Raw genomic sequence first — 21,213 nt, forward strand, 5'->3', positions numbered from 1 at the left:
CATGCTGCGATTATCAAAACGTTTGGAATGTATTGCCCGGCAGGTGCCTGATGGAAGCCGTATGGCGGACATCGGCTCGGATCATGCCCTGCTTCCCAGCTGGCTTGCCGAGCGGGGAAGCATTACCTTTGCGGTGGCAGGAGAAGTGAATGAAGGCCCGAGAGACGCGGCTCTAAGACAAGTGAAGACGGCGGGGCTGCAAAAGCTTATCGATGTGCGGCTTGGAGATGGCTTGGAAGTCATTGAACCGGGCGAGGTAGATGTGATTACGATAGCAGGGATGGGCGGGACGCTGATCGCTTCCATTCTGGAGGCCGGTGCCGCCAAGCTTGAAGGGGTACGGCGGCTAGTGCTGCAGCCCAATGTCGGAGAAGATAATGTGCGCCGCTGGCTGGTACAGCATGGCTGGGTGCTGATACAAGAACAAATATTGGAGGAAGACGGGAAAATTTACGAAATTTTAACGGCGGTCCCGGAAAGCGCGACGGACATAACTAACCTAAAGCTCTATGAACCGTTCCAACTTGGGGAGAACGTAAAACTATCGGAGAACCGATTGCTGCTAATGGGGCCTTATCTGGTCCGTGAAGGTTCTCCTGTGCTGGTCAAGAAGTGGGAAGCGGAAATCAAAAAGCTTCAGATGATCGAGCGTCAACTGGGACAATCCGATAACCCGGCTTCCAGGAAGAAGGAGCGGGAGCTCCAAGAAGAAATGCATGCGATTAGGGAGGTGCTGGCATGCTTGCCAAAGGTCAAGCCGTCATTCAGCTGATGGAGGAGCTGGCTCCTAAGGTTTATGCCGTTCCGGAGGACAAAATCGGTCTTCAGCTCGGTACCTTGCAGAAGGAGATTCGCAAGGTGCTTGTCGCCCTGGATGTAACGGACGAGGTTGTGGAGGAAGCCATACGGCACCAAGCGGATTTAATTATTGCTCATCATGCGATTATTTATCGGCCGCTTCCGTATATTCAGACCGATACGCCTGCGGGCCGGTTGTACGAGAAGCTGATTAAGCACGATATTGCCGTATACATATCACATACGAATCTGGATGTAGCTAAGGGCGGAGTGAACGATTTGTTAGCAGAGGCTCTCGGTCTGACAAATACGGCACCGCTTGAGGAGATTTACTCCGAAAAGCTGAAAAAGCTGGTCGTATTCGTCCCGGCAACACATGCGGAGGCCGTTCGAAACGCCATGTTTCAAGCGGGAGGGGGCTGGATTGGTCAATACAGCCACTGCAGCTTTAACAGCGAAGGGACCGGCACTTTCATGCCGCGGGAAGGAACGGATCCCTTTATCGGCTCCCAGGGTAAGCTTGAGCAAGTGGCCGAAATTCGAATTGAGACCGTCGTTACCCCTTCCGTGGAACGCAAAGTGATACAAGCGATGATTAAGGCTCACCCATACGAGGAAGTAGCGTATGACATCTATCCTCTTGATATTATCGGCCCGTCCTTAGGGCTTGGCCGAATCGGAAGGCTTCCGGAAGCCGTGACACTCCGCGAATTGTGTGAGCAGGTCAAGCGAGCCTACGATGTCCCTATGCTGCGTCTGGTCGGAGATCCGGATCGTACGGTGAGGAAGATCGCCATTCTTGGCGGGTCGGGTGCGCGATACATGAGGCATGCGTTATTTGCCGGTGCTGACGTGCTAATCACAGGAGATATAGACTATCATACGGCTCATGATGCGTTGGCAGCAGGCCTTGCTATCATTGATCCGGGTCATAATATCGAAAAAATCATGAAGCAGGGCGTTGCCGACTATTTGCAGAAGCAGATGAACAGCCGGAAGTGGCAGACGGAAGTGATCGCTTCACAGATCGATACCGAAGCGTTCCGTTTTCTCTAGGATCTGACAGTTGTGTTTTGTCCGTTAACCCTGTATACTACGTTATGCACCTATTGCAGAAGAAAGTTTGACAGACAATCGCTGGTGACCTACGGGTCACGAGAGGAAAGTCCGGGCTCCACAGGGCAGGATGCTGGATAACGTCCAGTCAGCGCGAGCTGAAGGCTAGTGCCACAGAAATGGACCGCCGATGATCGCTGCCGCTTAAGTCGCAGCGAAACAGGTAAGGGTGGAACCGTGGTGTAAGAGACCACGAGGAGCGATGGTGACATCGTTCCTGGTAAACCCCATCTGGAGCAAGACCTAGAGGAACGCAGTCCCTTGAGGACAGCCTTAGCCCGAGGCGCGTTCGGGTTGGTCGCTTGAGCCGTACAGCAATGTGCGGCCTAGATAGATGATTGTCGCTTCAACGGTGGGAGGGTGGCCCCCGATACGACCACTGGAAGCACAGAACCCGGCTTACGGCAAGCTTTCTTATCGCCATGAACTGCAATAGCTGCCAATCTTTATTATGGAAAAGAACCGCCACAGAGGCGGTTCTTTTTCGCGTTATTTGCCAAAAAATTTGCTGATAATTCGTTCCAGCTGACTTTGCGTGGTTTGAGGGAAATTCGTAAGAGAATTTTTGCCTTGCTCGGCAGCTTTCACCGCAGCCACTACATCGATCATACCATGACCGAAATAGGGGTCGTGACCCTGCGGGCCTAAATCCATAGCCGTATCCCGCATGATTTGCATAACCTCCGTGTTTTTCAACATGGGGTTGACAGAGCGAATCAATGCGGCAAGAGCGGCGGCATGCGGGCTTGCCATCGACGTCCCCGAGAGAGCGGCGTACTGCCCGTTCGGATACGTGCTGGCAATGCTGACTCCGGGCGCCGTTACATCGACATAGTCACCGTAGTTGGAGAAGGAAGCCTTCGATTTTCGGGAATCGGCTGCGGCAACAGCGAGAACCTCAGGATATGCCGCAGGAAACCCGGGGCGTTCCGTATTGTCATTTCCGCTTGCGGCTACTAATACTACGTCGTGATCATAGGCGTATTTCACCGCATCATGGAGAAATTGAGCATCAGCGTAGTTGCCCAAGCTCATATTGATTACCTGAGCTCCGTGATCAGTCGCCCAAATGATCCCCTGTGCCACGGCATAAGTACTGCCTGCTCCCGTCTGGTCAAGCACCTTGACCGGCATAATGCGGTTATACCAGCTCATTCCCGCCACGCCCAAATTATTGTTCACAAGAGCTCCAATGACCCCGGACACATGAGTCCCGTGGCCAACGTCATCCTGCGGCGGTGCGCTCGGGTTTACGACATTGAGTCCGCTGACCAGCTGATCCTTTAAATCTGGATGGCTTAAGTCCACTCCGGTATCGATTACGGCGACGGTTACCTGCTCCGAGCCTTTGGTAACATTCCAACCGGCCTCCGTCTCAATAAGCGGCAGGTTATATTGATAACGGCCATATAAGGAATCGTTAGGCTTAAACACACCGGCGCTCGGTGCACTTGGTGCAGCCACATCATTCGTTAAATAAAGAAAATGCGGCTCGGCATACTCCACATTCCATTTTGAGAAGTAAGCCATCAACTGCTTAGCCTCCATCGAAGAGGACTCAAACACATAAGTATACCCCAGCTTCTGGGAATGGGTCGCTCCGATCTCCGAGCGAATTTTGGCCAGATCCGCTTGGCTAGGCTCTGTGCGGAAACGAACGACCACTTGATTCATATGATAGTGGCTCGTCCCTTCATTCTCTTCAGGATGGTCGACGTGCACATCGCGCAGCGTCCCGGACTCTACCGACTCGATTTTATAGCGGCCTTCGCTAGGATAAGTGACCAGGCGCAAATTTTTCTTCTGATGCTCCTCCACTTCCTGCAAAATGTGCTGACGGACTACTCCTAGAATCCCGGAGGAGCCTTGGGTTCCAGGCACTCCCAATACGAAATAAGTGCCGCCGTCCGCTTGGAACGGCTCCGATTGATAGGAGCGACCGCTGTCCACATGATGTTTAGCCTTTTCCAGGCGATCCTTGGCGGCTTGCTCTACTTCTGCCTTGAGCGTGCCGTAAGGCATGGCTTGAGCTAACGTTTTGCCTTGCTCGGTCCAGGCAAGCCATTCCATGTGGGGGTGTCCGGACTGCAGCGCCGCTAACCCCTTTTGTTTATCCTCTGCCGACAGGGACTGCACTTCTTTTGCAATCCGTCCGAGCTCATAGCTGCATTGGCTGCGGCACAGCTCATCGGTAATCGCCACATCCTGATTTAATGTCTGCTGCTTCATTTGAAGCTCAGCGGCGGGAGTGACGGATTCCGGCCTGGGAGTTTCAGCCCCGCGAGGGAACAGCAGACCTACCCCAGCAATTACAAACAAAAACGACAGAATATATCTCCACATACTGCCGCCTCCTTACCATCATGATTTTACTTGTAGCGTCCCCTAGGAAGAAAAGGGTTATGTCTTCCTTGATTTAGCAGGATCACGGACCCGATAAAAAGAAACGCATTTTCGAAGACATTAGATATACCCTTTGTGAGGTTTTTATGGTACCATGAAGGGAGGGAAGTATGCTTCATCATCATCGTCGGTTTAGTTGAGGAGGTCTTGCCTTATGGCAGTATTTAACGTAAAAAATCTTTGTGATTCAACAAGAACGAAATTAAGCGAGGCCATCGGCAAAATGGAAGCGTTTCTGAATAACCAATCCTTACAGCAGCTGAATGCGGAGAATGATTCAGCGATGGACGAGTTCTATAAAGGATATTTGTCGGATACCAGACACCTGCTTGTCTTTAGCGAAGTTTCGTATGAGAAGCTGGGTGTAGCTTTGCGACGCCCGAATTTCAACAATGATTACGCGGAAAAAGCATTATACGAAGTGTATCACAGCTGTGTTAACAACTTCTTTTATCCGAAGAACGAATGTTATTCGGAAGACGGTCGTTATGCGTATACCGGGCAAGATGCCATTCGCTTCCGTAAGAAGCCATCCCGTCCAGTCCGCGATTTGACGATTGAGCTATCAAAAATATTCGAAACGCTTCGTGAGGATTTGTCTTATTACGAAACGGATTACATTACCCAGAAGCGCATGCAAGGGGAAAAAGTATAATTTTCCTTGGATCGAATACACTGGTGAAGAGGTGCTTAACCAAGCATCTCTTTTTTGCATTTGCAAAAGCGGTTGTTGTTGTACTGGCGACGAAAGGAGGCTGCGGGAAAGTGTTTACTAAAGGATCCTTGGAAGATCTGGCTCAGGTCAGCCGGCAGTTGATTTCGTGGAATCAGCACCCTAGCGGGGGCTATGTGGCAAGTCCTTTGTTCCATCATTATGGATTTAGCTGGCTGCGTGACGGAACCTTTATTGCCTATGCTATGGATACAACGGGAGAGCATGAATCCGCACGAAGGTTCTACGACTGGATAAACCGCATCATTGCGCGGAAAACGAATCAAATAGATGATCTCATTGCAAAACATCAAAGGGGGGAGAACATACCTCAGGACGAATTCCTGCACACACGGTACCACTTGGATGGGAGTGATGATACCGATTCGGAGTGGGGGCATTTTCAGCTTGACGGGTACGGCGCTTGGCTTTGGGGTGTAACAGAGCATTGGCGAAGGAACGGCGTGACTGAAATTCCGGAATCGTTTCGAGTCAGCATCGATTCGACGATACAATACTTATCCGCATTTTGGAATTATCCCAATTTCGATTGCTGGGAAGAGTTCAGCGACAAGCTGCACCCGGCGACCCTTGCGTGTATTTTCGGCGGCTTGCGCAGCATTGCTTCGTTTGCTGGGCGGTCAGAGCTTTTTGGCATATGTGATAAAATACAAGATTTCATCCTGAAGCACGCGATGCATCCGGACGGGTATATTGTGAAGTACATTACGCCTGTTTATGAAATATCGGAAGCGGTCCGATATGAGCTTGGTACAGCGGAGGTGGATGCCAGCTTGATGTGGCTTTGCGAGCCCTTTGAGGTACTTCCGATCGATCACCCGGCTATGCGCAAGACGTTTGCTAAGCTTACTGCCGATTTGCGTACAATTCGCGGAGGAATTCGAAGGTACGTTACGGACACCTACTATGGCGGCGGAGAATGGCTCCTCCTTACCGCTTGGTACGGCCTGCTTCAGCTGCGCAGCGGAAATACCGAAGAAGCCAGGGAGTCTCTGGCGTGGATTGGAGAGCAAGCGGATTCGCTCGGAAGACTCCCGGAACAGGTACCTGACGCCTTGCAGGATTTTCAAGGGTATGAGGAATGGGTACGGCGCTGGGGAACCCCGGCCCTGCCGCTGCTTTGGTCTCACGCTATGTATTTGGTGTTATATAACAAGCTCCGGGAAGTCGAAATATCGAATAGCCCTTTTTAACGCCGGGCACCCTGTAGATGGGGTGATGATGATGGATAAACCATTGGTAAAGTGCAGTGTTGCCAACTGTGAATACTGGGCACAGGGTAACAACTGCAGCGCTGACAAGATTATGATCGAGATCGATTCTCATGCGAGCATGGCTTATGATACTGAATTCGGTGCGGAATTTACCGATCATCAGGATAAAGCCGCTTCGTCCTCCAAAACCTGCTGCCATACCTTCGAGCCTAGAAAATCGAAATCGTAATTCGTTCCTCTGGAACGAAATGCGAAAAGGGAGGACTTCGGGGATGGAGCATGAACGAGAAGAAGGCTTAAGAGAGTCGGAAGCAACCAGTCGTAAGGTCATTCGCTTTCAGCAGCATCAAATTTCCAAAGAAACCGGCTCTGACGATATTATGGAGGAATATGCCAATGAACTGGCTATTCCATACACCGGTCCGACTGTCCACGATGCTACACGCAAAGTAAGGGGTGCAGAAGCACAGGAGCTGGAAAGCAAGGAAACGCCGAAAGAAAAGACGTATCCCTGGCTGGGAGCAGCTTCTCTTACGCTGGCGATTTTAGCGATGTTTGTGTATCCTACATTATTTGGCGCCGGGGCGACCTTGCTTGGATTTTTGGCTTATATGGCCGGGAATCGGGCTCTGGGCGTATGGTCGATCGTGCTGGGTTTGATTGCTTTAGCAGGTTACTTCCTTTTAGTCCCCTTATATGCATAGTTTTCGGCAAAGCGGATCCTCCGGGATTCGCTTTTTCCTGTTATTCTCTTTGAATTTTTTCTGGCTGAATGAAGAAGAAGCGTGTACAATAAAAGAATAGGAAATGGATAACGAAGGAGCCTAGCTTCGAGATGAGTATTGATCCGAGAACAATCAAAGAGCTGCTGCAGCTGCAAATTTTGAACAAATTGAATCTCATGTCCTCCGGTACTCCTCAGACGGGAACGGACGATTCGGAGTTTGCCGAGCTGCTGAATACACTGCTTGCGGAGTCGCAGACGGCATCAACGACGACGGAAGCCTCTGTTGATAAAGCGCCGCTCAAGGCAGCCGCTATTAGCCCGATTTTCTCTGCGGCCGCTCCGTACACCGGAATGAACCAAGCATCAAAGACAAGCAAGCCAACCCAATATGATGTCATGATTCAAACCGCAAGCCGCCGCTTCGGTGTGGACTCAAGTCTCGTGAAGGCGGTCATTGATGCCGAATCCTCCTTTAACCCGCAAGCCGTATCGCGTGCAGGAGCTAAGGGATTGATGCAGCTTATGGACTCGACGGGACAAGGTCTTGGAGTCACGAATCCGTTTGACCCTTCTCAGAATATTGAAGGGGGAACCCGATATCTCTCTAATCTCCTTATGAAATATAAAGGCAATCAGGGAATGGCTCTAGCGGCTTACAATGCCGGCTCGGGCCGGGTGGACAAGCTTCAGGCGGCGAACGATCAGGAGCTTATGGCGAAGCTGCATCTGCTTCCGGAAGAGACCCAGAATTACGTTCGCAAGGTGCTGAAGCTAAAGCAGGAGTATCATGCTTGACGCAAACGGAAAACCAATGGTAAGCTTCTTCCGAAGCTGGACCGTTGGTTTCTTTTGTATATTCATTCAATCATTAGAGTAGGAGAACTATACTCATGCTATATTGGGATAACGCGGCGACTACGCCGATGTATGAAGAAGTCATCGACTCGATGACAGAAGTGATGAGAACATATTACGGCAATCCGTCATCCCTGCACCGCTTGGGAGTGGAAGCGGAGCGGCTGGTAAACCGGGCGCGGGAAACGATAGCGGCTGCCTTGGCTTGCAGCCCGGAAGAGCTTCGTTTCACGGCCGGGGGCTCGGAGAGCAATAATCTGGCGATATTCGGTGTTGCAAGACAGTACCGGTCACGGGGCAACCACCTGATTACTACACAAATTGAGCACGCGTCGGTATATGATTCCTTTCGGCAATTGGAGCTGGAAGGCTTTCGTGTCACTTATTTGCCGGTAGATGCAAACGGAATAGTGGATATAAATGAGCTGGAGGCGGCGTTGACGGAGGAAACGATTCTGGTCAGCGTGATGTATGTGAACAACGAGGTTGGAAGCATTCAGCCGATCGCCGAAATCGGCAAGCTGTTGGAGGGCCGGCCGAAGACATTGTTTCACGTTGATGCAGTCCAAGCTGTCGGGAAGCTGCCGGTTCAGCCTAAGGAGCTGAATGCGGATCTGCTGAGCTGCTCCGCGCATAAGCTTCGGGGGCCGAAGGGAACTGGCTTCCTGTACGTACGCCGCGGCGTCGAGCTGGCAACGTTGATCTACGGGGGAGGGCAAGAACAGGGAGTTCGTTCCGGAACAGAGAATGTGCCGAGCATCGTCGGGATGGCAAAGGCGGTAAGGATGGCCGTTCAAGAGCAGCCGTCATTTGCGGAAAGGACGGCGGCGATTCGTCAAGCTTTGGTGCAGTGCATCGAACAAACCCCGGGCTTGTATCTCAGCGGATCGGCCGATGGAACGAACATGGCTTCGTGGATCGTTCATTTCACCTTCCCGGGTATGAAATCCGAGGTTGTCGTTCATGCTTTAGAACAACACGATATTTATGTCTCCACTAGATCGGCCTGCTCCTCAGGCGCAAGCAAGCCCAGCCGAGTGCTGTCTGCTATGGGCTATGAGCCGGACCGTGCAGTGGGCGGCATCCGGCTCAGCTTTAACTTGCAGCATACGATGGCGGATGCGAAACGGTTTTGCCTTGTGCTTCAGCAGGTAGTAGAGGAGCTGTCCCATACTGTGCAGACGGAAGGTCGGAGGTCATGAGCATGAAGCCGGAATGGGTGCTTCTAAAATATGGAGAACTTGTGCTGAAAGGGCGCAACCGGCACCGCTTCGAGCGCAAGGTGCTGCTGCAGGTCAAACGCGCTTTGGCCGGTTTTCCCAATATACGCTTTGCCCCGGAGTTCGGGCGGATTCTTCTCGCCTTGAAAGGGCATGCGTATGAGGCTGTGCTGCCACAGCTCCGCAGAGTATTTGGTATTGTCTCGATCAGCCCGGTATATACCGCACCGCTCAAGCTTGAGGAGATCGAGGCGGTTTCCCTGCAGGTCATGCAAGCCTTGCCGGCCTTGCCGGGAACGTTCAAGATGAACGTACGTCGAGTGAATAAAAGCTTCCCTCATGATTCGCAGGAAATGAATCGGCGGGTATCTGCGCATATTCTCCGGGCTTTGCCGCAATTGAAGGTAAACCTGCATCAGCCGGACATCGAGATGAGGATTGAGCTTCGCGAGGATCAGGCACTAATTTATTGCCGAATCGACGAAGCGGCCGGCGGTTTCCCTTTCGGATCGAACGGCAAAGCGATGCTGATGCTGTCCGGCGGCATCGACAGTCCCGTGGCGGGGTACCTTGCCATGCGTCAGGGGCTGAAGCTGGAGGCGGTGCATTTTCACAGCTTCCCTTATACCAGCGAACGGTCACAGCAGAAGGTGAAAGACCTTGTGAAAAAGCTGTCGGCCTACGCAGGTCCGGTACGCCTGCATATGGTTCCGTTGACGGAAATTCAGACGAAGATTCACCAGCATTACAAAGAAAATCTCTATATCACCCTCCTTCGCAGAGCTATGATGCGTATTGCGCAGGCATTGGCAGAGCAGCAGGGAGCCGGAGCTATCGTAACCGGAGAGAGCCTCGGGCAGGTAGCGAGTCAAACGCTGTCCAGTATGAATGCCATCAGCCGTGTAGTGGAGCTCCCGATCATCCGGCCGCTTGTCTGTATGGACAAGCAGTCCATTATCGACTTGGCGAAGCAGATCGATACGTATGATATTTCGATTCTTCCTTATGAGGACTGCTGCACGATCTTTCTGCCGCCGAGTCCGAGCACCAATCCGAATCTAAAGGTGCTCCTCGGCATCGAACGGAACATGCCTTGGCTGGATGAAGCGATAACGGACGCGGTGCAGCGCACGGAAACGATCCGTTTGGATGCTTCCGCCGCGGAGCGGGATGAGCTTTCATCATTTTTTTAAACGAGCGGCAAAAAAATAGACCTGTCCGGACAAGGACAAGAATACATTGAGTAGTAGGTGTCAGTATTCTTTCTCTACAGACGGACGGAGGTCTAGGCGATGGAGTGGTTTTTGCTCTTTTTGAAAATTATGATGATCAATATCGTGCTCAGCGGGGATAACGCCGTTGTCATTGCGCTGGCCAGCAAGAACCTGCCCTATCATCAACGAAAGCTGGCGGTCTGGTGGGGCGCCTTCGCGGCGGTCGGTCTTCGGGTGCTGCTGACCATCGGCGCCGTCTACGTATTGCAGGTTCCGTTCATTCAGTCGGCGGGCTCGCTGCTGCTGCTTTGGATTGCGATTAAGCTGCTCGGAGACGAGGAGGACCATACAAATATTAAGCAGGCATCCACGCTGGCGAGCGCCGTATGGACCATTATGGTGGCCGACTTTGTGATGAGCCTGGACAATGTGCTGGCGATCGCCGCTGCGGCGGAAGGGGATATCGCCGTGATTATCTTGGGGATTGCGCTCAGCATCCCGATTATTGTCTGGGGAAGCGCGCTTGTCATGAGGCTGCTGACCCAATATCCTGTGCTTGTGTATCTTGGCGCAGGCATCCTCGGCTATACGGCAGGCGAGATGTTCGTATCCGACAAGGCGGTCTACGGTTTTATCTTCGGAAGCACGCCAACCTGGATTATTCCGGCGGTAACCACTGCTTTGGTGATTGCGGCAGGTCAGTGGAAAAAATTGATGAACACGCCGAAATCGGCATAAATGTTAAGTTATTTTGTAAATGCGGTGTAAAAATTCCCGACCTGCCTTGCCTTTTGACGAAAATAGACGTATAATGTGAAAAGTATATCAAGCGTCGGCGCTTCCGTCCGACGCTTCTTTTGTGAATCGGGCGGCTATCCTATCTGATAGCGATTATCCCAAATTTAATGAGAGGGTTTTGTGAACTTATGCATTCAAGAGAGCACATTCGGAATATCGCAATCATTGCGCACGTCGACCACGGGAAGACAACGCTCGTAGACAAGCTGCTTCAGCAATCGGGAACATACCGGGACAATGAAGCGGTACAGGAGCGGGCGATGGACTCCAACGATCTGGAGCGCGAACGCGGTATTACGATTTTGGCGAAAAATACAGCGGTTCGTTATAAGGATTATTTGATTAACATTGTTGATACCCCGGGCCACGCCGACTTCGGCGGCGAAGTGGAGCGGATCATGAAGATGGTAGACGGCGTACTCCTCGTTGTCGACGCGTTCGAAGGCACGATGCCTCAGACCAAGTTCGTGCTTCGCAAGGCGTTGGAGCAGAACCTGACGCCTATCGTCGTAGTGAACAAGATTGACCGTCCGAACGCTCGTCCGGCCGAGGTGGTTGACGAGGTGCTGGACCTGTTTATCGAGCTCGGCGCCAACGACGACCAGCTGGATTTCCCTGTAGTATACGCATCGGCCTTGATGGGTACCTCCAGTATGGATCCTGAGAAGCAGGACGAGAACATGCAGTCGCTCTATGAGACGATTGTTTCGCATATCCCGAACCCGACTGAGAACGTAGAGCAGCCTTTGCAGTTCCTCGTAACTCTGATGGATTACAACGAATACCTGGGACGAATTGCGATCGGCCGTGTGAACCGCGGCAAGGTTCGCCAGGGTCAGCCCGTTGCCGTTATTAACCGTGAAGGCCAAACGAAGCAGGCGCGCATCGAGAAGCTGTTCGGCTTCCAGGGGCTGAAGCGTCTGGAGATCGAAGAGGCAGGCGCGGGCGACATCGTAGCGATTGCCGGTATTAAGGATATCAACATCGGAGAAACCATCGCAGACCTGAACAACCCGGAGGCATTGCCGGTTCTGAAAATCGATGAGCCGACACTGCAGATGACGTTCCTTGTCAATAACAGTCCTTTTGCAGGCCGTGAAGGCAAATGGGTAACTTCCCGCAAAATCCGCGAGCGCTTGTTCAAGGAGCTGGAAACGGACGTATCCCTGCGTGTGGATGAGACGGACAGCCCGGATGCCTTCATCGTATCCGGACGCGGTGAGCTTCACCTCGGGATTTTGATCGAGAACATGCGCCGTGAGGGCTTTGAGCTGCAAGTTTCCAAGCCGGAGGTTATCATTAAAAATATCGACGGCCAGAAGATGGAGCCGATCGAACGGCTCATTATCGACATTCCGGAGGATAGCATGGGCTCCGTCATGGAGAGCCTCGGAACGCGTAAAGCCGAAATGGTCAACATGATCAACAACGGCACTGGCAATGTCCGCTTGGAATTCCTGATTCCTGCCCGCGGATTGATCGGTTACCGTACGTACTTCCTCACACTGACTCGCGGCTACGGCGTCATGAACCATGCCTTCGACAGCTACGGTCCTTATGCGGGCAGCGGTGTAGGCGGACGCCACGAAGGCGTGCTGGTATCGAGCGAAACGGGAACCTCTACGCTCTATGGTATTCTCTCTGTAGAGGATCGCGGGATTCTGTTCGTGGAACCGGCAACGGAAGTGTATGAGGGTATGATCGTCGGCGAGCATACTCGCGACAACGACATCATCGTTAACATTTGTAAAGAAAAGCAGCTGACCAACATTCGTTCCGCAGGGAAGGATGATACCGTCAAGATGAAAACGCCGCGTCTCTATTCATTGGAGCAGGCGCTTGAATACTTGAACGATGACGAGTACTGCGAAATTACGCCGAAGTCGATTCGTTTGCGTAAGAAGATTTTGAATAAGAGCGAGCGCGAGCGTGCGGAGAAGCACCGTAAGATGGCTGAAGCGAACGCTTAATACGTGAATGAACAAGAAAGCTTCGGAGAGTCGGGTCTCCGGGGCTTTCTTTCCATGTACATATCTACAAGCTCTATAAAAGGAGGTTCCATTTATGACGGATTGGCTGCGAGCACATCCTTTTCTAACCTTTGTCTTTATTTTCGTGCTTATGACCTACGTATATAACAAAGTATTTCGTATGCGGAAGCTGCCGATTTTAAAGGAATTGGTCATTTATTTGCTTTTGGCCGTCGGTGCAGGTATGCTCATGCTTTTTCAAATGGCCGGCTTGCCGATTGTCGCAAGCTTGACTGTCGCCGTTTCTCTCATGCTGATTGTACGCATTCGTTACTTTATCCAGGATCGCGGTAACCGAAAGCAAAATTAGCAAATCCTTACCGGAGGTGATTCGGGAATGGCTACCTACTGGCTGACCCCCGTGCTTTGGAATGGCGAAAGAGCAATACTGAAGAAGGAACGCTTCCGATTAGCTCCTGATACCAAGCGCGAACGCTTCGTGGGTGCGCTGCAGCAGCTCCATCCCCGGCTTCCCCTGCTGTTTAAGGCGAGCCTGCTGCCCGCGGATGAAGCTTACGAGGCGTGCGGTGTGGATGAGCTCCCGTTCGAGCTGGACAACGGGGAAGATATTATTCTGGTTACGGAGCAAAGTTCGCAATTTGAGGAGAAAGCGCTCCCCCTTTCACACTGCGGGGAAAGCGGGTTGCATAGGATGGTCGGTCTGATGGAGCTGAAGGCAGGACTGCCGGGGGCCGTTATTCATCCGGAGGATGCGGAATGGTTCGATAGGCTGAACGGGTGGCTGGAGGAAGGCTTCCAAGTGCTGCTGTTGCGAGAGGAGGGGTAGGACAATGAATCTGCAAGACGCCTTGTTTAATTGGCTGCAAATTAAAATTGTGGCTGAAGCGCGTCCCGAAGATCTCGCTGCGAAGGAAACACAGGACTTCTTTGAGGTCATACTAAAAGAAGATCATCAGTTAAAGCAATTTGCAGCGGAAGCGGACGAGACGATGTATCACATCCGCTATGAAACGGAGAGCGGTGCCAAACGGCTCATGTTCGACCGGGAAACGGCCGAGCAGCTCCTGACGGACATAAATTCAAACCCAAAGTATAATGAATGACATATATGTCCGAATAAACAGATAATATAAATTATCACCGATTGAAGGGAGTGTCTGGTTAACTGTTGGTAGCCGTAATAGGGTCCGTGTGATATAATGTGCATAACATCTTAAGTTATCACATAATTCAGACAATTTCGTATAATGCAGCTTTTGTAGGAGGGAATTACGATGGCAGAAACACTCACAGCCTTGCCGGAGCAACTATTCGCGGTACTTCAGAAGGAATCGTTCGCGCTTCTGAGCACGATCGATCATGAATCAGGCGCACCGACAATGAACGCGATTTCCTGGCTTTATGCGAAGGATGATACGACGATCCGCTTCGCTGTCGATCAGCGGTCCCGCATCGTAACGAATGTGAGCAAGAACCCGCTTGTCAATTTGACCTTTATCGGTGCCGGATCCGTGCATGCGATTTATGGTTCTGCTCGCCAAGTGACCGACGCTTTGCCAGAGGTGCCCTTTAAACTGGCTTGTTATGACATTGACATCTCCACCGTTCGGGATGCGATGTTTTATGGGGCGAAAATTTCCGTTGCTCCTGAATATGAAAAAACCTATGATCAGCGCGCGGCTGAAAAGCTGGACAACCAAGTTTTCGACGCAATGCACAAAGCCTAGAACATGTATTAATGTCCTAGGCTTTTCTTTCCCTCGGATCGACTTAATCGGACGGTCGGGTATTATGCTGCTGAACGGCTTGGTCCGGAGACTGATCCACATCGCGCGGCAGCTGAGGAACGATACGGCCGATAATGGCTGCCATCTCCTCGGCAAGCCCGTTCAAGGGGCGACCGTTCTGCATCTGGCTCCGGACCCGCTGCAGCCGTCCGGCCAAATCCATATCTGCCGTGACGAAAGCATCGACACCATAAGGATCCTTTTTTAGCGCCTCCGCTACAGACAGCTTGATCGTACCGACTTTGGCGCGGTCCATATTCGGAGGCACATTAATGCCTACGACGGCAGTATTGCCGAAGATCACACAATTCGCGCTCTCCACATTGGGAATGCTTGTAGCGATTTGCTCCAAGCGGGCAGATACGGCTGCCGGATCTGTGATTTCCTTCTTCTGAGGCGCTGTTTGCTGGACCTGTACTTTCCCTGTTTGATCACCTGTCTGAGAGGGGGAGGCTCCGTTCCTTGGTGACTGGTTACAACCTGACAATACGGTTAACAACAAGATTGCCGCGACAAACATTCTCATGAGCTATCGTTCCTTTCTATACAGTAATCGCTTTGGTTAGTTTGTCCTAACGAACTGGTTCTATGTATTACGCCAGAAGCCAAACACCAAACCTGGGAGGGACTCACCATGAAAAAGATCTATGTGCTGGATACCAACGTATTGTTGCAGGATCCGAATGCCATATATGCTTTTGAGGATAATGACGTGATCATTCCTGCGATTGTGCTGGAGGAAATTGACTCCAAGAAGCGCAATGCGGATGAACTCGGGCGCAATGCCCGTCATATCTCCCGGATGTTGGACGGTCTGCGTAATGAAGGCCGATTGTATGAGGGAATTCCGCTGCCAAGCGGAGGAAGCCTGAAAGTAGAGCTGAACCATAAGAGCTTTGCGAAGCTGCAGGATGTTTTTGCGGAGGCGACGAATGACAATCGGATTCTCGCGGTAGCGCTGAACTATCATTTAGAGGAAAAGGAAAAACCGGAGTCCAAGCCCGTTGTGCTTGTCAGTAAGGACGTGCTCGTCCGCATTAAGGCGGATGTGCTTGGTCTTGCGGCGCAGGATTACTTGACCGACCGGGTTGTCAATACACCGGATATGTATATGGGTAACCTGACGATTCGGGTGCACCCGGCCATAATTGATGAATTTTATACGTATCGCTTTCTCAGTGTGAATTCGCTTCAGCTGGCGTATCCGCTGCATCCTCACGAATTCGTCATCCTGAAGGATGAGCTTGGCACATCGAAGTCCGCTCTGCTTAAGGTCAATGCCGACGGGAAAAAGCTGGAGCCGCTTTACATGAGCAATGACCCGATCTGGGGTATCGCCGCCCGGAATGCGCAGCAGCGTATGGCCCTTGAGCTTCTGCTCAATGACGATATCCCGCTGGTGACGCTAACGGGCAAGGCCGGCACGGGAAAAACACTTTTGACGCTGGCGGCGGGTCTTATGAAGGTAGAGGATGAACGCAAGTACAAGAAGCTGCTGATTGCCCGTCCGGTTGTTCCGATGGGTAAAGATATCGGATACTTGCCTGGAGAGAAGGACGAGAAGCTTCGGCCATGGATGCAGCCGGTTTATGATAATTTGGAGTACTTATTCGATACGAAGAAGCCCGGGGATATCGATAAAATTCTTGCGGGCCTTGGAAGCATTCAGGTGGAGGCGCTCACGTATATTCGGGGCCGTTCGATACCGGGACAGTTCATTATTATCGACGAAGCCCAGAACCTGTCTAAGCATGAGGTGAAAACGATCGTCTCCCGTGTAGGCGAAGGCTCCAAAATTGTTCTGCTGGGCGATCCGGAGCAGATCGATCATCCGTACCTGGACGCCTCCAGCAACGGTTTAACCTACGTCGTGGAGCGCTTCAAGGAGCAAAATATCAGCGGACACGTCACGTTGGAGCGCGGCGAGCGCTCGAACCTGGCTCAGCTGGCAGCGGACTTGTTGTAACCTAGAAAAGGCTGTACTCCCGTTCGTCCGGATGGACGCGGGAGTACAGCCTTTCTCTGTTAGCTGAGCGGTCTTATGAAGCTTCCAGCCAGTTCACTCGGCAGCCGTAAGCGGCCGCTATGCGCTCTGCCAGCTCTCGATGCTGCTCTTCAATGACAAAGTAGGACGCCCCGTCCTCCAGGCTTCCAAAGGCCAGCAGATGCTCTCTTAGCTGCTCCATGGCTAGGAGAGGCTCGGAAGAACGTCCGCTCTCCATCGAAGCCAATTGACCGGCTAAGGCCAGATGGGCATAAACGTATACATTTTCCATTCGGCTTGTGAATCCGAAGTCGTCCAGAGTAGGGGCCGCTTGAACAGGGGCAGGGAGCAGAAGCAGCTCCATTTCCTCGAAAGGTACCGAATATTGTTGCATGATGCCGTGTGCCGCTTCCCGTTCGGCAGCGCTTGAGAAAATCAGCATTTCCTTATCGCGGTCGAATACAGGCGCCCGGTCCGCCAACGCCTTAATGATTTGAGCATAATAACCGGCCCGTTTTCCTTCCGGGATATCCATCAACAGGGCGTATTTTAACTTCATCCGCAAACCTCCTCCAGCTCCGTCGTCTGCTCTTATTATTATGGAAAAAGCCGGCGGCTGCAACTACAGCGCCAGCTTTAGATGTAAGCTCAGCTTTCCTTCCTCAATGCGAACTTGCGTTACCTGAAGAAATCGCGCTACGTTCTGGGGATATATCCCCAGGTCGAATTCTTTCTCCAGGTCGGCGGCCGTCGTATCAGGGAGCGGATACCCGTTGAAATGCAGCTCGTTAATGCGGAAGCGGACATACTTGACGCCGGAGTTTTTCTCGGCCAGCTGATAGCTGCCTTTAATAAGGACATCGATATTGTCCTGCTTTCCTGATGCGATCACATAATCCGTTGTGAAGCGGAACGTCATGTTATGAAACAGCTCATTTTTTTTCCGGAGAAAATCGTTGAGCTCTTGCTCTGTAATTTGAAACGTATAGTTGAAGCCGTTCATGATCAAGTTGCTGCCGCTTCCGCCCGCCAGCTCGGGAATATCCTTCGAGGCCTCAGCCAGCGCTTTAAAGTAAGTCCGGAACAGAGGGATGCCCTTCTCTTGCCAGGTTTGGTTTAACGTCAGCATCTCTTTGAGGATGCGTTCGGCTTCCTTGTTTTGCGAGAGTTCTTCGTTCAGTTCCTTCTGAAGCATAGTTTGCCGCGCTCGTTCTTTCATATATTTGTCCTTTGTAAGCTGGAGCTCCGCTTGTGACGCCGCTAATGATGCGCGCAGCCTCTTCAAGGCTTCGTTGTTTTGGGTATGCTTATGTAATGCTTCTTTATCGCTGGCGAGGATCATCTGCAAGTATTCCATGGTCGTCAGGGCGTCGCTCAGGGAGCGGATAGAGAACATCAGGAACCAGAGTGCGTCCCGGTCTCCCATATAATAGGCGCGAATAACCTTGGCGGCATGCTGCTTTGCTTCTAAGGATGCCTTTTCCGCGTCTTGTATCTGGGACTCGGTTTCGGCCAGCCGCTTCGCTAGGGCGGCATCCTCTAAAGCGATTCTAGCCAGCTCTTGCTCGATTTCGAACAGTGTCAGTCCTTTTTGCAGCAGATTCCTGCTTGCGGAGACGCTGCTGTCCGTTACGGCGACGGCGTCCTGTCCTAAGGTAAGCATGTACACAGAGAAGAGGAGCAGCCCTACGGTAAGTTGTCTCAGCCACTTTATGCTCACTTGTAACCTCCTGCCTCTCAAACACGAACCAACCGCTTCACATAGAAGCTGAAGAATTGTCTCAACTAAAGATTATCGTTGGAATTAGAAAAACATGACAATAAAATTGCGTCCTTCCTTGTCTCTTATTATACTGGGGTAGTAGCTTCGTTGTCTTCACGGAATGCAGCGGTGATTGAAAAAATAAGGACGGATGACAGAATGCAGCAGGATCGGCAGCAACAGTTCGTTGGCTTCCAAGAGTGGATTCGCGGCGAGCTGGCTTCATACCCGGGCGGTAAAGCGCCCTTTCACGATTATATGGCATGGTGCTTATATCACCCCGAATTCGGCTATTATATGAATGATCGTGTGAAAATCGGAAAAGAAGGAGATTTCTATACCAGCTCCAATTTGGGCGGATTCATGGGAGAATGCTTAGCTTCGTATGTGCGCCAATCATTCGCAAATGAAGAAGGTGAGGTGTATTTAGTGGAATGGGGAGGGGGAACCGGCTCGCTGGCCCTCTCCTTGCTGGATTCCATCTGCGCAGAGGACCCGGAGTTATACAGCAGGCTGAAGTATATCAGCGTGGAAGCCAGCCCGCAGCATCGCAAGCTTCAGCGGCAGCATCTGGAATCGCACCAGGATCGCATTCTATGGTTGGAGGAGGCGGAGTTCTATGCAAGCGCGCCTTGGCGGAAGACGCTCTTATTCTCCAATGAGCTGCCGGATGCGTTTCCTGTTCACAGGATCATGGTTCGCGGCGGGGTCTGGCACGAATGCTTCGTTAGCTGGGATGCCGCGAACAGGGAGATCAAAGAATCCTACGTTCCTCTTGGGGACGGTGAAGTTGCTGACTACCTTATCCGGGAAGGGGCACCCTTGCGGGAAGGCCAAATCTTTGAAGTGAATCTGCAAGCCCAGCATTGGCTTCGCAGCATTCTGGGAGCTCTAGAGCAGGGCGAAGTGATGACGATCGATTACGGCGATGTGTCCGAGGAACTGTATGCCGCCCATCGGATGAACGGGACCTTGATGTGTTATTATCGCCATTTGGCCTCCGATACGCCGTTCCAGCGTCCCGGGGAGCAGGATATGACGTCTCATGTTAATTATAGCGCACTGATCCGGACGGGACAGGAGGCAGGCGTTTCATCTTGGCGCTTCCTGACCCAGAAGCAGTTTCTGGTAGAGAACGGCCTGCTGGACAAGCTCCGGGAGCACAGCGGCCGCGATCCCTTTAGCGAGGAAGCGAGGCGTAACCGCATGATTCGGCAGCTGCTGCTGAGCGACTCCATGAGCGAGCTGTTTAAGGTGCTGATTCAGACGAAGCCGTGAGCCGTTATCGTGATGAAACAAAAAAAAGAGGCGGGTCGTTATGACCCTGCCTCTTTTTTTGTTCGTTACACCGACATTTTGAAGAAAGACCAATAAGTGAAGCCTGTGAACGAAATCAGCATATACCCCCAGAAGAGCAATATGTAGGTGCGTTCGGATAACTTCATGTATCCAAGGAGCACGAAAACCGCCGTTTGGGCGAAAAAGATCAGGGCCATCGGAATCAAATCTCCGGCCAGTCCCATCAATCCGATTACAAGGGTCCAGAAGCCGAGTACTCGAAACATGCGATCCATCCTGTATCCCCCCTCATCTATCGTTAACTAAACAACTCCAAGTTTTCTATCCAACATTATACCTCGCGTGCCGGATGATGTAAACGTCCAATCCGTGACGAAATTTCGTCATTTTTCGGGTAGTGCAGGTTTTCCTTAAAGTAAGGTTCCCGATTCCAACGAACTTCATGTATGACTAACTTCAAAAATGGCAATACAAAATACTAGAAAAGTATTCTATGAACTCTACCATGGGCATAGAGATTAAATAACGCAGCTTGATTAAGTACCACGATCATAGATGTGGTTGATTACATGAGGGGCAGGAGGACGGCTTTGATGACGGCAATTAGACAAGATGCTTGGAGCGAAGAGGATGATTTGATATTGGCAGAGGTCACCCTCCGACATATCCGCGAGGGCAGCACACAGCTTTCCGCATTCGAGGAAGTGGGCGAGAAAATAGGCAGAACGGCCGCAGCATGCGGATTCCGTTGGAATAGTTTCGTGAGGAAAAAATACGAGGCCGCGATCCAAATCGCGAAGGCGCAGCGGCAGAAACGCAATCAGCAGCGTAAGCATGCGGCTGCCTTCACAGCGGTTTCGCATGGGGGAACGGCTGTGATGGACGGGGACGGGGCATCCCGCGCGAACGTGATGATAGAAGAGATGTCCATGGACGCGGTTATCCGCTTTCTGCGTCAGTGGAAGGGAAGCTATCAAGAGATGAGCCGTCATATACGTCAGCTGGAGAAGGAATTGAACGATAAACAAGATGAGCTCGAGCGGCTGCGTTCGGAGAACGAAGAGCTGAGCCGCCAAGTCAACGATGTCTCTACCGATTATCGAGTCGTCAACGACGATTACAAGGCGCTGATTCAGATTATGGATCGGGCCAGGAAGCTGGCGTTTCTCGTTGAAGAGGAAGAGGAGAACAAGCCTCGCTTCAAAATGGATGAGAACGGCAATCTCGAACGAATTGAATAGACTGCAAGACTCGCAATCTATACAGCTGCCTTGCAGTTGCCGAGGAAGGCCCTCTGCGCTTAAGTTCAATA

23 protein-coding genes and 1 other RNA gene are annotated in these 21,213 nt (G+C 51.7%); 19 read left to right on the plus strand and 5 right to left on the minus strand.

The annotated features are described in order from the left end of the window. Window position 1: 1 nt before the first annotated feature. The 3 genes from RAC89_RS21365 to rnpB all read left to right on the plus strand — a co-directional run bounded on the left by RAC89_RS21365 (window position 2) and on the right by rnpB (window position 2,331). A complete protein-coding gene (locus tag RAC89_RS21365; protein ID WP_306615682.1) occupies window positions 2-772 on the plus strand; it encodes a tRNA (adenine(22)-N(1))-methyltransferase in 771 nt (256 codons plus the stop codon). Next, window positions 739-1,854 (plus strand): Nif3-like dinuclear metal center hexameric protein, encoded by a 1,116-nt coding sequence (locus RAC89_RS21370; RefSeq protein WP_306615683.1) that lies wholly within the window; start codon window positions 739-741, stop codon window positions 1,852-1,854. Before RAC89_RS21365 ends, RAC89_RS21370 begins: the two co-directional genes overlap by 34 nt. Before the next feature lie 62 nt (window positions 1,855-1,916). Then, an RNA gene (gene rnpB / locus RAC89_RS21375) (RNase P RNA component class A) lies at window positions 1,917-2,331 on the plus strand. A 72-nt stretch (window positions 2,332-2,403) separates the two neighbouring features. Here rnpB and RAC89_RS21380 read toward each other — a convergent pair. Further along, a complete protein-coding gene (locus tag RAC89_RS21380) occupies window positions 2,404-4,257 on the minus strand; it encodes a S8 family peptidase (protein WP_306615684.1) in 1,854 nt (617 codons plus the stop codon). A gap of 214 nt (window positions 4,258-4,471) precedes the next feature. Between RAC89_RS21380 and RAC89_RS21385 the strand changes: the two genes are divergently transcribed. The 13 genes from RAC89_RS21385 to RAC89_RS21445 all read left to right on the plus strand — a co-directional run bounded on the left by RAC89_RS21385 (window position 4,472) and on the right by RAC89_RS21445 (window position 14,796). Beyond that, complete coding sequence (locus RAC89_RS21385) at window positions 4,472-4,972, plus strand: YpuI family protein (RefSeq protein WP_284638718.1); 501 nt, start codon at window positions 4,472-4,474, stop codon at window positions 4,970-4,972. Between the two features lie 110 nt (window positions 4,973-5,082). Beyond that, complete coding sequence (locus RAC89_RS21390) at window positions 5,083-6,243, plus strand: glycoside hydrolase family 15 protein (protein ID WP_306615685.1); 1,161 nt, start codon at window positions 5,083-5,085, stop codon at window positions 6,241-6,243. Between the two features lie 31 nt (window positions 6,244-6,274). Further along, the gene (locus RAC89_RS21395) at window positions 6,275-6,493 is read left to right on the plus strand and encodes a DUF1540 domain-containing protein (RefSeq protein WP_306615686.1); all 219 of its coding nucleotides are present in this window, start codon (window positions 6,275-6,277) and stop codon (window positions 6,491-6,493) included. A 43-nt stretch (window positions 6,494-6,536) separates the two neighbouring features. Beyond that, window positions 6,537-6,968: a hypothetical protein gene (locus tag RAC89_RS21400; RefSeq protein ID WP_306615687.1), complete on the plus strand. Its 432-nt coding sequence runs from the start codon at window positions 6,537-6,539 to the stop codon at window positions 6,966-6,968. Window positions 6,969-7,099: 131 nt separating this feature from the next. Next, window positions 7,100-7,786: a lytic transglycosylase domain-containing protein gene (locus RAC89_RS21405; protein WP_306615688.1), complete on the plus strand. Its 687-nt coding sequence runs from the start codon at window positions 7,100-7,102 to the stop codon at window positions 7,784-7,786. A 95-nt stretch (window positions 7,787-7,881) separates the two neighbouring features. After that, the gene (locus tag RAC89_RS21410; RefSeq protein WP_306615689.1) at window positions 7,882-9,048 is read left to right on the plus strand and encodes a cysteine desulfurase family protein; all 1,167 of its coding nucleotides are present in this window, start codon (window positions 7,882-7,884) and stop codon (window positions 9,046-9,048) included. 2 nt (window positions 9,049-9,050) lie between these two features. Beyond that, entirely contained in the window at window positions 9,051-10,259 is a 1,209-nt protein-coding gene (thiI, locus tag RAC89_RS21415; RefSeq protein ID WP_306615690.1) for a tRNA uracil 4-sulfurtransferase ThiI, read from the plus strand. Window positions 10,260-10,358: 99 nt separating this feature from the next. After that, entirely contained in the window at window positions 10,359-11,018 is a 660-nt protein-coding gene (locus RAC89_RS21420; protein ID WP_284638725.1) for a TerC family protein, read from the plus strand. A gap of 188 nt (window positions 11,019-11,206) precedes the next feature. Beyond that, a complete protein-coding gene (gene typA / locus RAC89_RS21425; protein ID WP_306615691.1) occupies window positions 11,207-13,048 on the plus strand; it encodes a translational GTPase TypA in 1,842 nt (613 codons plus the stop codon). Between the two features lie 94 nt (window positions 13,049-13,142). Beyond that, on the plus strand, window positions 13,143-13,418 hold the full coding sequence (locus RAC89_RS21430) for a YlaH-like family protein (RefSeq protein WP_284638727.1): 276 nt from the start codon (window positions 13,143-13,145) through the stop codon (window positions 13,416-13,418). Window positions 13,419-13,445: 27 nt separating this feature from the next. Beyond that, window positions 13,446-13,895 (plus strand): hypothetical protein, encoded by a 450-nt coding sequence (locus RAC89_RS21435; protein WP_306615692.1) that lies wholly within the window; start codon window positions 13,446-13,448, stop codon window positions 13,893-13,895. Window positions 13,896-13,899: 4 nt separating this feature from the next. Further along, window positions 13,900-14,172, plus strand: a complete 273-nt coding sequence (locus tag RAC89_RS21440) for a hypothetical protein (RefSeq protein WP_306615693.1) — start codon at window positions 13,900-13,902, stop codon at window positions 14,170-14,172. Between the two features lie 171 nt (window positions 14,173-14,343). Beyond that, a complete protein-coding gene (locus RAC89_RS21445; protein WP_306615694.1) occupies window positions 14,344-14,796 on the plus strand; it encodes a pyridoxamine 5'-phosphate oxidase family protein in 453 nt (150 codons plus the stop codon). Window positions 14,797-14,839: 43 nt separating this feature from the next. On the opposite strand, the gene RAC89_RS21450 is transcribed toward RAC89_RS21445, so the two are convergent. Further along, window positions 14,840-15,382: a YhcN/YlaJ family sporulation lipoprotein gene (locus RAC89_RS21450; protein WP_306615695.1), complete on the minus strand. Its 543-nt coding sequence runs from the start codon at window positions 15,380-15,382 to the stop codon at window positions 14,840-14,842. 108 nt (window positions 15,383-15,490) lie between these two features. Here RAC89_RS21450 and RAC89_RS21455 point away from each other — a divergent pair, with 108 nt between their 5' ends. Continuing rightward, window positions 15,491-16,822: a PhoH family protein gene (locus RAC89_RS21455; RefSeq protein ID WP_284638732.1), complete on the plus strand. Its 1,332-nt coding sequence runs from the start codon at window positions 15,491-15,493 to the stop codon at window positions 16,820-16,822. A gap of 73 nt (window positions 16,823-16,895) precedes the next feature. Here the strand turns inward: RAC89_RS21455 and RAC89_RS21460 are convergent, their stop codons facing one another. Further along, window positions 16,896-17,399: a hypothetical protein gene (locus RAC89_RS21460; RefSeq protein ID WP_306615697.1), complete on the minus strand. Its 504-nt coding sequence runs from the start codon at window positions 17,397-17,399 to the stop codon at window positions 16,896-16,898. Window positions 17,400-17,462: 63 nt separating this feature from the next. After that, complete coding sequence (locus RAC89_RS21465) at window positions 17,463-18,560, minus strand: hypothetical protein (RefSeq protein ID WP_306615698.1); 1,098 nt, start codon at window positions 18,558-18,560, stop codon at window positions 17,463-17,465. A gap of 201 nt (window positions 18,561-18,761) precedes the next feature. On the opposite strand from RAC89_RS21465, the gene RAC89_RS21470 reads away from it, so the two are divergent. Continuing rightward, window positions 18,762-19,880, plus strand: a complete 1,119-nt coding sequence (locus RAC89_RS21470) for a class I SAM-dependent methyltransferase (RefSeq protein ID WP_306615700.1) — start codon at window positions 18,762-18,764, stop codon at window positions 19,878-19,880. 65 nt (window positions 19,881-19,945) lie between these two features. Here RAC89_RS21470 and RAC89_RS21475 read toward each other — a convergent pair whose 3' ends face one another. Beyond that, entirely contained in the window at window positions 19,946-20,176 is a 231-nt protein-coding gene (locus RAC89_RS21475; protein WP_284638736.1) for a DUF2626 domain-containing protein, read from the minus strand. A gap of 318 nt (window positions 20,177-20,494) precedes the next feature. Here RAC89_RS21475 and RAC89_RS21480 point away from each other — a divergent pair, with 318 nt between their 5' ends. Next, window positions 20,495-21,142 (plus strand): RsfA family transcriptional regulator, encoded by a 648-nt coding sequence (locus tag RAC89_RS21480; RefSeq protein ID WP_306615702.1) that lies wholly within the window; start codon window positions 20,495-20,497, stop codon window positions 21,140-21,142. The last annotated feature ends 71 nt before the right edge of the window (window positions 21,143-21,213 follow it).

The organism is Paenibacillus sp. GD4 (assembly GCF_030846225.1).
Taxonomy (GTDB): domain Bacteria; phylum Bacillota; class Bacilli; order Paenibacillales; family NBRC-103111; genus Paenibacillus_G; species Paenibacillus_G silviterrae.

Bases quoted from the DNA above. Each gene is read 5' to 3' on its own strand.
- RAC89_RS21365 (WP_306615682.1), top strand. From the start codon at position 2: ATGCTGCGATTATCAAAACGTTTGGAATGTATTGCCCGGCAGGTGCCT.
- RAC89_RS21370 (WP_306615683.1), top strand. From the start codon at position 739: ATGCTTGCCAAAGGTCAAGCCGTCATTCAGCTGATGGAGGAGCTGGCT.
- RAC89_RS21380 (WP_306615684.1), bottom strand. From the start codon at position 4,257: ATGTGGAGATATATTCTGTCGTTTTTGTTTGTAATTGCTGGGGTAGGT.
- RAC89_RS21385 (WP_284638718.1), top strand. From the start codon at position 4,472: ATGGCAGTATTTAACGTAAAAAATCTTTGTGATTCAACAAGAACGAAA.
- RAC89_RS21395 (WP_306615686.1), top strand. From the start codon at position 6,275: ATGGATAAACCATTGGTAAAGTGCAGTGTTGCCAACTGTGAATACTGG.
- RAC89_RS21400 (WP_306615687.1), top strand. From the start codon at position 6,537: ATGGAGCATGAACGAGAAGAAGGCTTAAGAGAGTCGGAAGCAACCAGT.
- RAC89_RS21405 (WP_306615688.1), top strand. From the start codon at position 7,100: ATGAGTATTGATCCGAGAACAATCAAAGAGCTGCTGCAGCTGCAAATT.
- RAC89_RS21410 (WP_306615689.1), top strand. From the start codon at position 7,882: ATGCTATATTGGGATAACGCGGCGACTACGCCGATGTATGAAGAAGTC.
- thiI (WP_306615690.1), top strand. From the start codon at position 9,051: ATGAAGCCGGAATGGGTGCTTCTAAAATATGGAGAACTTGTGCTGAAA.
- RAC89_RS21420 (WP_284638725.1), top strand. From the start codon at position 10,359: ATGGAGTGGTTTTTGCTCTTTTTGAAAATTATGATGATCAATATCGTG.
- typA (WP_306615691.1), top strand. From the start codon at position 11,207: ATGCATTCAAGAGAGCACATTCGGAATATCGCAATCATTGCGCACGTC.
- RAC89_RS21430 (WP_284638727.1), top strand. From the start codon at position 13,143: ATGACGGATTGGCTGCGAGCACATCCTTTTCTAACCTTTGTCTTTATT.
- RAC89_RS21435 (WP_306615692.1), top strand. From the start codon at position 13,446: ATGGCTACCTACTGGCTGACCCCCGTGCTTTGGAATGGCGAAAGAGCA.
- RAC89_RS21440 (WP_306615693.1), top strand. From the start codon at position 13,900: ATGAATCTGCAAGACGCCTTGTTTAATTGGCTGCAAATTAAAATTGTG.
- RAC89_RS21445 (WP_306615694.1), top strand. From the start codon at position 14,344: ATGGCAGAAACACTCACAGCCTTGCCGGAGCAACTATTCGCGGTACTT.
- RAC89_RS21450 (WP_306615695.1), bottom strand. From the start codon at position 15,382: ATGAGAATGTTTGTCGCGGCAATCTTGTTGTTAACCGTATTGTCAGGT.
- RAC89_RS21455 (WP_284638732.1), top strand. From the start codon at position 15,491: ATGAAAAAGATCTATGTGCTGGATACCAACGTATTGTTGCAGGATCCG.
- RAC89_RS21460 (WP_306615697.1), bottom strand. From the start codon at position 17,399: ATGAAGTTAAAATACGCCCTGTTGATGGATATCCCGGAAGGAAAACGG.
- RAC89_RS21470 (WP_306615700.1), top strand. From the start codon at position 18,762: ATGCAGCAGGATCGGCAGCAACAGTTCGTTGGCTTCCAAGAGTGGATT.
- RAC89_RS21475 (WP_284638736.1), bottom strand. From the start codon at position 20,176: ATGGATCGCATGTTTCGAGTACTCGGCTTCTGGACCCTTGTAATCGGA.
- RAC89_RS21480 (WP_306615702.1), top strand. From the start codon at position 20,495: ATGACGGCAATTAGACAAGATGCTTGGAGCGAAGAGGATGATTTGATA.